The following is a 14391-nucleotide window of genomic DNA, read 5'->3' as shown; positions in this document are numbered from 1 at the left end:
TTGAAGAAAATTTAGCCATAAAAAATGCACCTCCAATTGTTAATTATGTGTCTAACAATTGGGGTGCACTTCAAAAAGGTAGTCTTTTTCTGTTTTTAAGATGTATATTCTATTCATGTGAGGTTAACATAACGTCCTATTATCAGTAGCAATAGTAAAGGAGGAACCCTACTCTCACAAGGGAACCCCCTTTTTTGTGCTATGGGTCTATGCATTTTTCTATACATTACTATCCTGACAAGGTTTTAGGGTCCTCTTTTGTTCGTGAATTAGTAGAAAAACTGTATAATATCTTGCATACTCTTAGCGTGGTTATTTTCCAAAATGCTGGTGATACCCCTCATTGTATTTAGAGTAAAAATTTTTAAATATAGCAGAAATGATAATGAAGTATCTATCTCTAATTTGCTAACTAAAAATTTTCAATACAATTAATGTAGAAGCAATGGAGAAATAGGTTATTAAATATTCTACATTTTATAGACTTGCTAAGCAGTATAAAGAAGTAAAAAAAGGGAAACCTAACGAATAATTAAGGATGATTCAGGGGGTACCAAATGGAGCATAAAACAGAAGTAACAATTGGGGATTATGTTCAATTTTTATATCGTAAAAATCCTAATTTAGAATTAACCGGATATGTAGTCAGTGTTCTACAGAATACAATTGTTGTAGATATTACAGAGATAATGGGATTTGAAGTAGATGATGTTAGGCAAGTAGTAAAACACGGTTACTATAATAAAGTGAATCAAAGGCAAATAAAAAATAATGTTTCAAAAAAATGCTCCTAGATCAATCTAGGAGCATTTTTTTGATGAAGTTACTGGATTTCTTACGATGATAAATACCAGTCGTTAAAGAGTAAAATATTCATTTAGAAAAAGCACTATCATGGATTCTTTTATATGACAATCGACGTTCATCTCCACCTAAAATTGGTGTTTCACACCTTCACATTTTTGAGGAAGGAGTCTTCTGTCTGAAAATGATAAAAAAGTCCTTAACAATTTGTTAAGGACTGCGGAATAGAACCGCAATTTGGGCTGACACTCAATCAGTTTGTAGAAAATAAATTGCGATTATAATAGCAATTGCATTCCAAAAAGCAATATTTCAAATGGATTGTAGCATACCTGTAACTAGATTGGTATCAATAAAATATGGATTGGATTACAAATAGTGGTTTTGAATATTAGAAAGAGTTTAAAAGTTAATTACTTCTCATGAAGAAAAAACCTTAAGAAAACTTGTAACGATAAATTTTTTAGAGGAAGGGTGGATTTTTAATTATAAATTCACATAATTTTCAAATATTAAAACTCTGGATGTTAATATTTGTTATATAATGAAATCAAGCCGTAATCAATATGGTTTCCCCGTTATGAATAATGAGATAATTTATGTGTCCCGTGTATTCGCTTTAAAACAAAAAGAATTTGTAGTGATTTCTACAAGTTCTTTTTGTTTTTCTTATTGTATTAGAAAAAAGCCCTTGAAATATAGCAGAAATAATAATGAAGTTTTTATTTCTAGTTTGCTAACTAAAATTTTGTATTTTAACAGGTTTCATTAATAAAAATATTTTAGACTATAGAATGAATCATTAGAGAGATAAAAAATAAGGAAAAAGGGAAGAACCACCAATATTCTTTCCTTTTTCCTACAATTAGGGTCTCTATATTAATGAATATAGAAGATTATAAAATGTTGGATGCAACAGTTTACATTCAAAATTATAGCAGGAGCGACAGGTATTTTTTATGCAATATTGCATAAAAAATTATGATTTATCAAATATACATGTCTAATGAGAAACACAAAAACTCTATATAGGATGAATTTAATCCTTACAGTTTCTTTATAGTAAATTAAAAACGGCAAAAAACAAAAAGGTTAATTTTATCAATACGAGTTTTTTCTTTTACATATTAAAATGGAAGTACCCTTTCAATGTATACTGACCCCTTCACAAATCGTGAAGGGATTTTTTTATTTAATAAATGAGTTTTACAAAACATATAGAATGTTAAACTGATAAAACCCATTAATCTCAGTATGTGTACATGAGATCAATGGGTTTTTATTAATATGTGTTCGAAGATGTGGGAAGTATTTTGTGTGTCTATAAACGTTAGTTTAAAATTTTACAGATGTCTGTATATTCTATGAACATTTGGATATGTACGAGTTTCCAGTAAAGATCAAAATGAAGAACGACAAATTCGAAATATGAAAGATTTAGGGATAGAAGATCGAGATATTTTTATCGATAAACAATCTGATAGAAATATTCAACGCGAAAATTATCAAATGTTAAAACGTCTTGCTCGTACAGGTGATACCATTGTATTTGATTCTTTAACTAGACTAGGAAGGAGCATGAATGATGTCCTAGAGGAATTCAGATACTATGAAAAGCATAAGATTAATTTACAATTTATAAAAGAACCATTCATTAATGTAAATTACACAGGTAAGAGTACAAATGATGTTATTCAAAGTGCTATTCAGAAAGCAACTCTTACCATTTTATCTGCTTTTGCAGAAAAAGAACGGCATGATATTAAACAGCGACAAGTGGAGGGTATTGCTCTAGCTAAAAGGCAAGGTAAGCGGTTAGGACGTCCTCCAGTAGAAATTACAGCCGAATTTATTGAAGCCTATAAAGAATGGAAGTCTGGTGGCATTACAGCAGTAGGAGTCATGAAGAAATATGGTATCAAACGTTCTTCGTTTTACAAACTTGCTAAGCAGTATGAAGAAACAAAACATAAAAATCTACTGAATGATTAATTATAATTTAGGAGGTTATTATATGAAACATACAGCAAAAGTAAAAATTGGTGATTGCGTTCAATTTTCTTATCGTAAGAATCCTTCCTTGCAATTAACTGGATATGTGATAAGAGTTTTAACGAATTTCCGGAAAGAATTCTCCTTCCTCAAGCGTGTGAAGGGCGTAGCCCAACGGTAGGTGGCAGATGAATTTCGTTTTGGCGTAGCCAAAAGGTTTTCCTTTTTATTTTGCCTCTGATATAATCAGTCTTATAAATTATAAGGGCTGGTATATAAATGAAATTAGATAGTAATAACCATTCAGTATTCTTGTTATATTATCACCTTGTGTTGGTCGTGAAATACAGAAGAAATGTGTTTGATGATGATATGTCAGACTATGCAAAAGATATGTTTGTTCGACTATCTGAAAACTATAACATCACGTTAGTTGAATGGAATCATGATGTAGACCACGTTCATATTTTGTTCAAGGCACACCCTAATACAGAAATGACAAAATTCATCAATGCTTATAAAAGTGCAAGTTCTCGACTTATTAAAAGAGATTTTCCACAAGTGAAAAAGAAACTTTGGAAAGAGATGTTTTGGTCAAGAAGTTTTTGCTTGCTAACTACTGGTGGTTCGCCAATAGACGTAGTAAAAACATATATTGAAAATCAAAGTGAAAAGTGAGGTGAAATGATATGACAAAGCAGAATAAAGCATATAAATTCCGTTTGTATCCAACAGAAGACCAAGCACATCTTATGCGTAAAACTTTCGGTTGTGTACGTTTCGTGTATAACAGAATGTTAGCTGAACGGAAAGAAGCGTATGAAAAACATAAAGATGATAAGGATCAACTAAAGAAACAAAAGCTTCCCACTCCTGCGAAATACAAAGCAGAATTTGAGTGGTTAAAAGAAGTGGATTCATTAGCTTTGGCAAATGCTCAACTAAACTTGCAAACTGCCTATAAAAATTTCTTTCGTGGTCAAAATGACTTCCCAACATTCAAAAGCAAAAAAGACAGAAAGTCTTATACAACGAATGTAGTGAACGGAAATATTATGTTGCTTAACGGTCATATCAAATTGCCAAAACTGAAAATGGTACGTATCAAACAGCATAGAGAAATACCACAAGACCATATAATCAAGTCATGTACGATTTCTATGACACCTACTGGTAAATACTATGTGTCCATTTTGACTGAATACGAAAAAGAGATCGTACAAAAAGAAGTAGAAACAGTTGTTGGATTAGACTTTGCGATGGAACAATTATACGTCAGTTCTGAGGATGAGAGAGCCAATTATCCTAAGTTCTATCGTGAAATGTTAGACCGATTAGCAAAGGCGCAACGAGTATTATCAAGACGTACAAAAGGTTCTATTCGTTGGAATAAACAACGTATCCGTGTAGCTAAGTTACATGAAAAAGTAACGAATCAACGTAAGAACTTCCTTCATCATAAGTCTAAAGAGTTAGCTACTCATTTTGATGTTGTAGCTATTGAAGATCTAAATATGAAAGGAATGTCGCAAGCACTTCATTTTGGAAAAAGTGTCGCTGACAATGGGTGGGGTATGTTCACTTCTTTTTTAGCTTATAAACTACATGAACAAGGCAAACAACTTGTGAAAATAGACAAATGGTTTCCTTCCACAAAAACATGTAGCAGTTGTGGAAATGTGAAAAATATGTCATTGTCTGAGCGAGTCTATTCTTGTATATGCGGTGTAAATCTCGATAGAGATTATAACGCAGCTATCAATATCAAAAATGAAGCAATACGCCTATTGGCGTTAGCATAGATAGCAATAAAATAACCCTTGGAACAAGGGAGTTAGCTCGGCTGTCTTAGGACGAATTCGTTAGCTACCAAAAGTAACGACTAACCGAGAAGCCCCCACTTCAAACAGTCCGTTAGGGCGTTAAGTGGCGGGTAGTTCACCGAATACCATTGTTGTAGAGGTTTCAGATATGATGGAAGAGGAGTTAATTGATGCTAGACAGGTAGTAAAGCATGGGCGTTATCATAAGATAGCCCGTAAACAAGTAAAAAGTAAAGTTTCATGAAAAACGCTCTTAAAGAAATCTAGAAGCAACTTTTCAAATGTCATATACTGTCTTGAATACATTTGTGTATTGGCATTTTTGTTCGTATTTTGTATACTAAATGTGAGTTTCCTTACAGTAGGCAATCTTTCAATTTCTATGACAGCCAACTAATCTGTTAATTATGTATGGTAGCAAATAAGCTCTTATGTCCACAGATATAAGAGCTCATTTGTATATGAATCACTCTTTTATGTACAATGAAAGAAAAACATCATATGAGATGGGAAGAGGAAAACCCATGTCCAACCAACAATTAGTGAATTTACGCATTGATTTTGCTTTTTAACAATTATTTGGTACAAGTGGAAATGAGGATATTCTCATTGCTTTTTTAAATGCTATATTACAGGATTCTTTGGAATCGCCCATTGTTTCGTTACAATTAGAAGATCCACACTTGCACCGAGAATACGAAGAGGATAAATTATCGATTTTAGATATTTCCGCTACATTAGATACAGGAACAAAGGTAAATGTAGAAATACAGTTGAATAACAATCATGACATGATTAAGAGAAGTTTATAGTACTGGGGAAGGCTATATACATCCAAATTACAAAAGGGAATGCCATATAGTTCTCTTCATAAAACCATTACGATTAATTTATTAAACTTTGTGATGTTTCCAGAATATGAAGCATTTCATACAATAGGAATCCTATGGAATCAACAGCAACAAAAGAAGTTAAGTGATGATATTGAAATTCATATAGTGGAAATTCCAAAATTAATGCAACAGTGGCGTAATGAACAAGTAAATCCTTGGGAAGATTCGTTTGTTCGCTGGTTGTTACTACTTCCAGCGAATGAAGATGAACGATTAACCCAGACATTGGGGGATATTGCGATGAACCAAGACCCGATTTTACAAAAATCTATGAACAAATGGGAACGTATGAGTCAAGATTCTTCTTTCCGACAAGCGTATGAAGTAAGGGAGAAAGCGTTGATGGATGAAGCTGCAAAGTTTGCTCATGCTCGTAATGAAGGAAAAAAAGAAGGGATTCAGCAAGGGAAAATACAAATAATTAACGGTATGCATGAACTAGGTGTACCAATTGAAACAATTGCTAAAGCAAGCAAGTTAAGTGTTGATGAGGTTGAACGTATTCTAGAAAAAAAGAATTAGTAAAAAAAGAAACGAAGTCAAATTGACTTCGTTTCTTTTTTATATGACTTTTTATTAGAGCAAAGTAACGATTATTACTTTTAGGGGGCTCGTCACATACCCACCAAGCTAAAATTTTGAAGTGCCCCCAAAACAAAAAAATTATTGTTTTACCGTGATTTATGAGAAGTCAACTCATTTTCTTCGTTTTGGGGAGCTACCAATTTCTTAAGTTGATGGCAATGGGGGTACTATCCTTTATTAAGGTTAATTTAAGTCTTTTGGAAATTAATTCTTTAAATTAGTTTAAGTACTTGCTATTATTTAGGGGAAATAAAGGGGGAGAAAATATACGATGAACATACGTAGAGCGACAGTAGAAGATGCAAGAGAAATAGTTGTGATAAAACAAAAGATTGTTGAAACTACAAACTTTTTTCTTCGATCACCTGAAGAGCCGCAAGAAAAGGCAGAAGATTATCAAAAAAAGATACAAACAGGACAAGAAAATGGAGGATTAACATTAGTAGTAGAATTTAATGATCAAGTCATCGGTTTTTTATCTTTTTCTAGATATTCCTATATACGTTTACACCATGCCGGTTCATTTGGAATGGGGATCAAACCAGAATTTGGTAATGCGGGTATTGGAACAAAATTACTATCCCATTTTATTGAATGGGCAAAAGAACAAGAAGGATTAGAAAAGATATGTCTGGATGTATTTTCAAACAATGAACGGGCTATAAATTTATACAAGAGGCTAGGATTTAGAGAAGAAGGTAGGCAAATAAACCAAATTAGGTTCAAAGATGGTTCTTATGCTGACATTATTTTAATGGCACTTTATATAAAAATACCGAGTAAATTCGCATACTAAGGGTGAGAATTTACTTGCAGTTTCCGTAATTTATGTTATACCCCAAAACCATGTATCCACAAGGTTATGTAATATCCATCCGATATGTATCCGAAATCATACTTGTTCACCAAATTGAGTTTTATCATAGGAGTCAAGTCACATGTCTGTCAACTTGGATTAGTACTAACGTTGCTATAATAAGGGAGAATGTAAATATTTTAAATAGTAGAGTTTTGACTTCCAGAACTTTTTTATGGAGTTACTTCAAAATCTTTGCTTGTTAACGATATGTTGATTCCTAATACCTGCATAATATTTAGTCATATTTCCTTATCTATATTAATTTCTTGAGAAACATTGCAACAGAATCGTTCTATGAATTAGATATATCATTTTTGTAACATGAGCGGTCATAGAATAGTACGGTAAAGATTAGGGTTAATGTTAAAGCATTCAATAGTTATACTGATAAGGAGGAAACTAATGAAAAAACTAACTTTTAACGATTTGAACTCGCCGGAAACTATGCGTAATCCCATTATGTTCTATAAAAACCTCATGGAGCAACAAGAGCGTTTCTTTCGCATTGATGACTTTTATGGCATGGGAGGGGCATGGGTTGCATTTCACTATGATGATGTGGTTGCAATTTTGAAAGATTCCCGTTTTATCAAAGATTTACGAAAATTCACACCGCCTCGTGATAAGCAGAATCCTATTGAGGAGAATACAGCAGTGAGTAAACTATTTGAATGGCTTATGAATATGCCGAATATGCTTACGGTAGATCCCCCTGATCATACTCGCCTACGTCGGCTAGTCTCTAAATCCTTCACACCACGTATGATTGAGGACCTTCGTCCTCGTATTCAGCAAATTGCCGACGAATTGTTGGATGTTGTACAGGAACAAGGAAAGATGGAAATTATTGCAGACTTTGCTTACCCACTACCCATTATAGTCATTTCAGAGATGCTTGGGATTCCCACCAATGATCGAAATCAGTTTCGCGCATGGACACAAGAACTGATGAACGCCTCAGTGGATCCTGGTCAAGGGACTGCAGTGACAGCAACACTTGAAAAGTTTATTAATTATATTGAAGTATTGTTTAACGAAAAACGCCTAAATCCTAGTGATGATTTAATAAGCGCGCTAGTTCAAGCAAAAGAACAAGAAGACAAGTTGAGTAAGAACGAGCTTCTTTCGACAATTTGGCTGCTCATTATCGCTGGACATGAAACGACAGTTAATCTAATTAGTAATGGCGTACTAGCGTTACTTCAACATCCTGAACAAATGAATTTACTAGGGCAAAATCCTTCTCTGCTGCCTTCCGCTGTCGACGAACTATTACGCTATGCTGGCCCAATTATGTTTAGTAGCCGTTTTGCTAGTGAAGATGTGACAATACATGGAAATAGGATTCGTAAAGGCGAATTAGTTCTACTCTCCCTGACTGCTGCAAATATTGATCCAAACATATTTCCTTATCCAGAGGAATTGAATATTTCACGGGAGGAGAATAACCATTTAGCCTTTGGGGCTGGTATACATCACTGTTTAGGAGCTCCGTTGGCGCGTTTAGAAGGACAAATTGCATTAGGCACTTTGTTAAAGCGGCTACCTAATCTTCGCCTAGCAATCGAAGCGGATCAATTGATTTATAACCATAGTAAAATTCGTTCCCTTGCAAAACTACCAGTTATTTTCTAACCTAAGGTCCGACATTAGTATCCATGGTGATTAAATTATTTATAGTTTTGGAATAAAGGTTGATTAAAAGTGCCTTATAAAACTTGATTTTAGTTAAAGATATCGCCACATTGTTATAAAACTAAAACTTTATAGTACCCCAAAACGATAAAATTAGCATCTCCAGGTGAAAATGTATAATTTTTTGTTTTGGGTATATTTAAATTTGTTAACTTGATGGGCATGGGGGCTCGCCACACATCCATCAACTTAAGAAAACAAATCAGCCCTAAAACGAAAAAATGAGCTTTTTTATTAAAAATTAGCAAAAAATCTTGTTCTGGGGTAGTTGTATTTTTTTAGCTTGATAGCGGTGTGGTGCTACCCCTACGAGTGTTTTTCAGATATTCTGCTTGTGGGAGCAGCAATTCTAACACCAATCAGCAATAAGAGGGCATAGATATATATCCTCTAACTATTGATTAAAGGCGATGGATAACTTGCAATTTGTTAAGACAACCTATGGAAATGCTGCGAGCCAAACAGATTTAGCGAAATTAGGAAAATGTTTAAAAGCGTTAAGAATTGCTAGGGATACAATAGGCGAGGCGCGTAGTGAATTATCCACTTACGAATAATTATCATAAAAACCAATTAGTATTACATAACATCCTCAGAAGTATATATGAAGTTTAGCGTTTTCTTTGTAGTTAAGGAAACAGTAATCTCAAAGATTTCAATTCTAATGTTTGGTACATGCAAGAGGATAGCAAGGAATGGAAGGTAGGAAAGATCAACGCTGTTGAATACATGGACAAGGCTGGCATGAAGAAAGCGACATTTTACAAGAGAATGAGGGAATACGAGGAAATAAAATCCTTAAAATGATATAAAAAGATGTTTTGATTTTAGTGTTTGATATTGCAACCACAGTCATTAGATAGGATATAGTTGTCTGTGTAGCAACGGAACCAAAACTTACATTAAGTATTAGCGAATATTCATTTCATATATTAGTGGATATAAAAGACCGATTTTGAGTGTTATGATGTCCGCTAATGATACTTATAGGACATTCTGAAATCAAAAAACGAGAAGCGTGCGGTCAAAAATCATTTGTGTACCCAAAAATCTATATAATTTTAGTCATTTTCGCCGTTTTTAATGTCCGCTAATGCTTTATAGCGTGATTTGGTTCCATGTGTTACACAAAGGCTTAATTGTAGTATTGCATGCAGATGATACCGGAAAAACATCATTTAATCCGCTTGTTCATATGTGAGTAGTAACTAAAAATATTAACATGAAGTCAACAGGTGTTAAACGAAGAATAGATGAATTAGGGTGGATTGTTCTTCCGAAAGAGTTAAGAACAACGTTAGGAATCTATGCGCTTCATTTTCTTTTTGCACCAGAACCGTCTTTATAAGTTCTATGTCACTATAAAATGATGCATGCAACAAAACTATTTTCTTTATTAATAATAATGGTAATTTTTACACTAGAACTCTTAGTATTGCGTATTAAAGTTCCTCTATTAATATATTTAAAGCTTTTGACTTAATCCTTTCATATTCCATAGCCCCAGCAAGTTCATCAGCAAGTAAAGGCGACTTTCTAACATATCTTTCGCGAATTACATCATACAATTCGTATGGAAATAACATATCAATAAACATAATTTTCTTCTGCTCAGCTGTTAAAGGAGAAACTGACTCATATGCGTTAATCATAATTTTAAATTGGTTTTCATTCCAAACACCAGTTGTATCTAATAGAGGAATAATCATTTTACGCAAGTCTCGAATAGGTAAATCGTAAGAAACCGTATCTAAATCAATTACCCAAATTTGATTACTTGGGTCTAATAAGGAATTTCCTGTTCCATAATCTTGATGACATAAATTTGGGGATGTTTGTAATTCATCAGTCCATTTAGTATATTCAGATTCCAATAGTCTTTGGTGCGTTTGTTTTGCTTCTAAAATAAACGTATCAATTTCGGCCAAGTATAGCTGTGAAAATGGATCATCTGGCATAGTTGCAGATAAAGTTTTCCAAATCTCCATCTGTTGAAATCTTTTAATGTAATGATTGGGCCAACGTCCTAGTTTGGTAAATATAGGTATTCCTGGTGGGGGCTTATAGCCAATAGAGGCTACATGGAAATCTGCTAACCCTTTCATAATCATTTCAAGATCTTCTTGCATTGTAAGCTCAAATGGTCTTCCCTCAATCCAATCATAAACAACAAATAAAAATGGACCGTGCTTTGTATACAACTGATTCAATTTGCTTGGAATTATGCTTGGAACACGCATGCCTTTGTTGGCTAGATAATCTTGAGCGTGAATGGAAAATAGAGCTTTTTTTTCGGGGCGATGAATTCTCTTTAAGCAAAAAGGTCCATCTGCAGTTTGAATTTTCCATACTAAGGCCAGTTGTCCACCTTGTATTAATTCGATTGTAGTTGCTTGAATATCCCAATGCTGGATCATTGTCGCTGCCAATTCTACTAGTTTTTGTTCCTCTTCGGGCGATAATGTATACACCGCTTCTTCATTGTTATTCTCCACATATATCACCATCCTTTTATGCTCTCTTATTACTGTATGGTACATGACCATTTTTGTTCTAGCCATTTGCCTTTAAGGAGAAAAAGTACTATTGACTAATTTTCATAATAAAGGATGAAAAAATGGTCGATAAATCACAAACACAAAGTTTTTTTCGTAACATATGAAGAAGGTTGTATTTTTATGAAACAGGGAGGCGTTTTAATGAAAATAGCCATAATTTCGACTGAAAAGCTACCTGTACCAGCTGTACGAGGTGGAGCTATTCAAATTTATATAGATTCTGTTGCTTCCATTATTGCTTCAAATGGAAAAAATGTGACAGTTATTTCTATAACAGATCCAAATTTGAAACCAGAAGAAAAAGACAAAGGCGTAAGGTATATACGGTTTCCAGAAGAGGAATATCTCCATTATGTTATTAAACATTTGAAACAGGAAAAATATGATGTAGTTCATTTATGCAATCGTCCAAATTGGATTACAATTTTAAGTGAGGCAGCACCACAGACGAAATTTGTGTTAAGTGTGCATAATGAAATGTTTGCATATGAAAAGATAAGTGATGAAGAGGGAGAAGCATGTATTGCAGCTGTTTCAAAAATTGTAACAGTTAGTGATTATATAGGAAGAACAATTACCTCGCGCTTTCAAGCTGCAAAAGCAAAGACGAGAACAGTATATTCTGGTGTAGATGTAAATGAGTACTATCCTTCGTGGACAGTGAATGGAACAAAAGTTAAAAGTCATGTGCAAAAACAGTTGGATTTACAAAATAAAAAAATAGTTTTATTTGTTGGACGCTTGAGTAAAGTAAAAGGTCCTCATATTTTGCTACAAGCTCTTCCTAAAATAATTGAGGAAAATCCAGACATTGTAATGGTTTTTATTGGTTCAAAATGGTTTGGAGATAACAATGTAAATAATTATGTAAAACACTTATATACCTTAGGCGCTATGTTTCCAGAACATGTAGTCTTTATTAAATTTGTTAAGCCAAAGGATATTTCAACACTTTATGCTATGTCAGATATTTTTGTTTGCTCTTCACAGTGGCAAGAGCCCCTTGCTAGGGTGCATTATGAAGCAATGGCAGCAGGTTTACCAATAATTACGAGTAACCGAGGTGGTAATCCTGAAGTAATTGAAGAAGGAAAAAATGGATATATTGTCAATGACTTTGAAAACCCTGATGCATATGCAGAAAAGATAATTAATCTTTTAAATAACGAAAATAAAAGAAAACAGTTAGGGAAATATGGACGTAGTAAGGTTGAAAAAGAATTTAATTGGAACCGAGTTGCTAAGGATTTAATGAAAGTGTATGGGGAAATCTTATAAATTTTAAGAAGGGGATGATTAAAGGTGGAAGAAACAACTGGATTAGAGAGTGAACATTTAAAAAAGGTCCTTAGCTTTTATCCATTTGAAATAAGTAATATTTTTTTACAATCAAGCAGAAGTGGGAGAACAATGTGGGAAGTTGAAACAGAAGAAGGATTAAAAATATTAAAACAAGCACAAATGCACCCCAAAAGGATGCTATTTATTGCTGGAGCACATTTACATCTCCTTCAAAATGGATTGCCAATTACAAAAATTCATAAAACAAAAAGAGGGGGCTTTTGTATTGGATCTAATGAGTATGCGTATGTACTATATGATAAGCATCAAGGGAAAGAAGTCATTTATTATAATAAAGAACAATTAGAGAAGGTACTAATATATGCAGGTAAATTCCATCAAGCATCGGAAGGATATATTCCGATGAAAGAAAGTAAAATTCGGAGTAGATTAGGAAAATGGCATAAATTGTATAGATGGAAATTACAAGAGTTAGAAGGAAACAAAAGAATTGCACTTTCCTTTCCAGATGATGTATTTTCAACTATGTTTTTAGAGTATGTTGATAAGATGTTAGCACGTGGAAAGAAAGCATTACAAGAACTAAATGATCCATATTATGACCAATGGACAAAAGAAGTTATTGCATCTAATAGTTTTTGTCAGCAAGATTTTACCTTAGCGAGGTTTACAGAAATAGATGATGCTATGTTTATGAAAGAGCTACATTCTATTACAAGTGATTTACCAGTGAGGGACCTACGTATTATTTTAAATAAAGTAATGAAAAAAATGTCAGTTTGGGATACTAATTTAGCTATTCATATGTTGAGTGCATATAATTCGGAAAATTCCTTTTCAGAAAAACAATTTCGTGTTCTTTGGACTGATTTATCGTTTCCTCACTTATTCTGTTCAATTGCACATAAATACTATTTAGGACAAAAGCGTTCGTGGTCTGACGAAAAGTATATTTGGGCATTGCAAAATATTATTGCACTTGAAGATTCTAAGGAAGAATTTTTACGGAATTTTTCTGATATTTATCATGAAATCAAGAGCAATAGTGGGGGGAAATAAAATGAGTTCAGAACAAGAAGAGATAGTAATCCCTATTTTAGATTTAGAGAAATTTGTATTTTCTCCACCTGGGCCAATGGGATGGGAATTGTCAGAGTATGAGCAGCAAAAAAATATTGTACTAAATGAATCTTCGGTGCTAGAGAATTTAGCGATTATTAAGGAAGTGGAATTAGAGGAGTTGCCCAAAATCGGATTGCTAGATTTAGAAGAGAAGTTACCACCAAAAACTACAATGATTGATGACGTACAAGATAAAGAGATTCAAGATGTAATAGAGCTGGAAGAACAAAGTGAGGAATTAAATGAGATCGTTTTAACGCAAATAGAAAAGCCAAAAATAAAAGTCACTATTATTACTCCTGATCATCCATTAAAAGGTCCATGGGTATCAAAATTGGTAAATAACGCTAAGGAGAACGATTAATGAAACTTCCGCAAATATATTAATCTTTTTATACTCTTTCAACATAGTATATATAAATCTATATGAAAGGAGTTAGGTAAATGGCTGATGTGAAAAGAGCAAAAATAAAACTAGATGTTGAGAATGGCTTTAGTGTTAATCCTGGTGATGATTTACAAGAAGTTCTAAAATCTCTAGCTGAAGTAATACAATCAGGCATGCATAATGGTGTAGAGGTTGAAATTCAATATGTTGATGAAACAGAAATTACTTTTACAGACGAAGAAGAGGACGAAAAAGACGAAGGCGAAGAAGACGAAGAAGACGAAGAAGAGGAAGAAGACGAAGAAGACGAAGAAGACGAAGAAGACGAAGAAGACGAAGAAGACGAGGAAGACGAGGAAGACGAAGAAGA

At 33.5% G+C, this 14391-nt stretch carries 11 protein-coding genes and 5 pseudogenes; 15 read left to right on the top strand and 1 reads right to left on the bottom strand.

Annotated elements, in window-relative coordinates; genetic code table 11:
• The first annotated feature begins 557 nt into the window (after positions 1-557).
• The 11 genes and pseudogenes from AB6801_RS31065 to AB6801_RS31015 all read left to right on the top strand — a co-directional run.
• On the top strand, positions 558-794 hold the full coding sequence (locus AB6801_RS31065) for a DUF2187 family protein (RefSeq protein WP_000400417.1): 237 nt from the start codon (positions 558-560) through the stop codon (positions 792-794).
• 1381 nt (positions 795-2175) lie between these two features.
• A pseudogene (locus tag AB6801_RS31060) lies at positions 2176-2796 on the top strand (recombinase family protein); the annotation flags it as partial.
• 22 nt (positions 2797-2818) lie between these two features.
• Positions 2819-2923: pseudogene (locus AB6801_RS31055) on the top strand (DUF2187 domain-containing protein); the annotation flags it as partial.
• Between the two features lie 152 nt (positions 2924-3075).
• Positions 3076-3474 (top strand): IS200/IS605-like element ISBth16 family transposase, encoded by a 399-nt coding sequence (gene tnpA / locus AB6801_RS31050; RefSeq protein WP_000762752.1) that lies wholly within the window; start codon positions 3076-3078, stop codon positions 3472-3474.
• Positions 3475-3485: 11 nt separating this feature from the next.
• Entirely contained in the window at positions 3486-4598 is a 1113-nt protein-coding gene (locus AB6801_RS31045; protein WP_000166224.1) for an RNA-guided endonuclease TnpB family protein, read from the top strand.
• Positions 4599-4722: 124 nt separating this feature from the next.
• Entirely contained in the window at positions 4723-4863 is a 141-nt protein-coding gene (locus AB6801_RS31040) for a hypothetical protein (protein WP_001988281.1), read from the top strand.
• Positions 4864-5143: 280 nt separating this feature from the next.
• Positions 5144-6034, top strand: a pseudogene (locus AB6801_RS31035) (Rpn family recombination-promoting nuclease/putative transposase).
• A 334-nt stretch (positions 6035-6368) separates the two neighbouring features.
• Positions 6369-6893, top strand: a complete 525-nt coding sequence (locus tag AB6801_RS31030) for a GNAT family N-acetyltransferase (RefSeq protein WP_098294965.1) — start codon at positions 6369-6371, stop codon at positions 6891-6893.
• A gap of 465 nt (positions 6894-7358) precedes the next feature.
• Positions 7359-8591: a cytochrome P450 family protein gene (locus tag AB6801_RS31025; RefSeq protein WP_044585214.1), complete on the top strand. Its 1233-nt coding sequence runs from the start codon at positions 7359-7361 to the stop codon at positions 8589-8591.
• A 479-nt stretch (positions 8592-9070) separates the two neighbouring features.
• The gene (locus tag AB6801_RS31020; RefSeq protein ID WP_165851690.1) at positions 9071-9208 is read left to right on the top strand and encodes a hypothetical protein; all 138 of its coding nucleotides are present in this window, start codon (positions 9071-9073) and stop codon (positions 9206-9208) included.
• A gap of 665 nt (positions 9209-9873) precedes the next feature.
• Positions 9874-9957, top strand: a pseudogene (locus tag AB6801_RS31015) (sporulation protein); the annotation flags it as partial.
• 136 nt (positions 9958-10093) lie between these two features.
• Here the strand turns inward: AB6801_RS31015 and AB6801_RS31010 are convergent.
• Entirely contained in the window at positions 10094-11197 is a 1104-nt protein-coding gene (locus AB6801_RS31010) for a spore coat kinase CotI (protein ID WP_044585215.1), read from the bottom strand.
• 153 nt (positions 11198-11350) lie between these two features.
• Here AB6801_RS31010 and AB6801_RS31005 point away from each other — a divergent pair, with 153 nt between their 5' ends.
• The 4 genes and pseudogenes from AB6801_RS31005 to AB6801_RS30990 form a co-directional block, all read left to right on the top strand.
• Positions 11351-12487, top strand: a complete 1137-nt coding sequence (locus tag AB6801_RS31005) for a glycosyltransferase family 4 protein (protein WP_001988301.1) — start codon at positions 11351-11353, stop codon at positions 12485-12487.
• A gap of 24 nt (positions 12488-12511) precedes the next feature.
• Positions 12512-13570, top strand: a complete 1059-nt coding sequence (gene cotS / locus AB6801_RS31000) for a spore coat putative kinase CotS (RefSeq protein ID WP_000393190.1) — start codon at positions 12512-12514, stop codon at positions 13568-13570.
• Position 13571: 1 nt separating this feature from the next.
• Positions 13572-13997: a hypothetical protein gene (locus AB6801_RS30995; RefSeq protein ID WP_000093658.1), complete on the top strand. Its 426-nt coding sequence runs from the start codon at positions 13572-13574 to the stop codon at positions 13995-13997.
• An 80-nt stretch (positions 13998-14077) separates the two neighbouring features.
• Positions 14078-14391: pseudogene (locus tag AB6801_RS30990) on the top strand (AAA family ATPase); the annotation flags it as partial.

The organism is Bacillus sp. RCC_6_1, assembly GCF_041360755.1.
Classification (GTDB): domain Bacteria; phylum Bacillota; class Bacilli; order Bacillales; family Bacillaceae_G; genus Bacillus_A; species Bacillus_A cereus.
The sequence above is the reverse complement of the archived record's forward strand: the minus strand, read 5'-3'. Positions and strand labels throughout refer to the sequence as shown.

Bases quoted from the DNA above. Each gene is read 5' to 3' on its own strand.
- AB6801_RS31065 (WP_000400417.1), top strand. From the start codon at position 558: ATGGAGCATAAAACAGAAGTAACAATTGGGGATTATGTTCAATTTTTA.
- tnpA (WP_000762752.1), top strand. From the start codon at position 3,076: ATGAAATTAGATAGTAATAACCATTCAGTATTCTTGTTATATTATCAC.
- AB6801_RS31045 (WP_000166224.1), top strand. From the start codon at position 3,486: ATGACAAAGCAGAATAAAGCATATAAATTCCGTTTGTATCCAACAGAA.
- AB6801_RS31030 (WP_098294965.1), top strand. From the start codon at position 6,369: ATGAACATACGTAGAGCGACAGTAGAAGATGCAAGAGAAATAGTTGTG.
- AB6801_RS31025 (WP_044585214.1), top strand. From the start codon at position 7,359: ATGAAAAAACTAACTTTTAACGATTTGAACTCGCCGGAAACTATGCGT.
- AB6801_RS31010 (WP_044585215.1), bottom strand. From the start codon at position 11,197: ATGGTCATGTACCATACAGTAATAAGAGAGCATAAAAGGATGGTGATA.
- AB6801_RS31005 (WP_001988301.1), top strand. From the start codon at position 11,351: ATGAAAATAGCCATAATTTCGACTGAAAAGCTACCTGTACCAGCTGTA.
- AB6801_RS30995 (WP_000093658.1), top strand. From the start codon at position 13,572: ATGAGTTCAGAACAAGAAGAGATAGTAATCCCTATTTTAGATTTAGAG.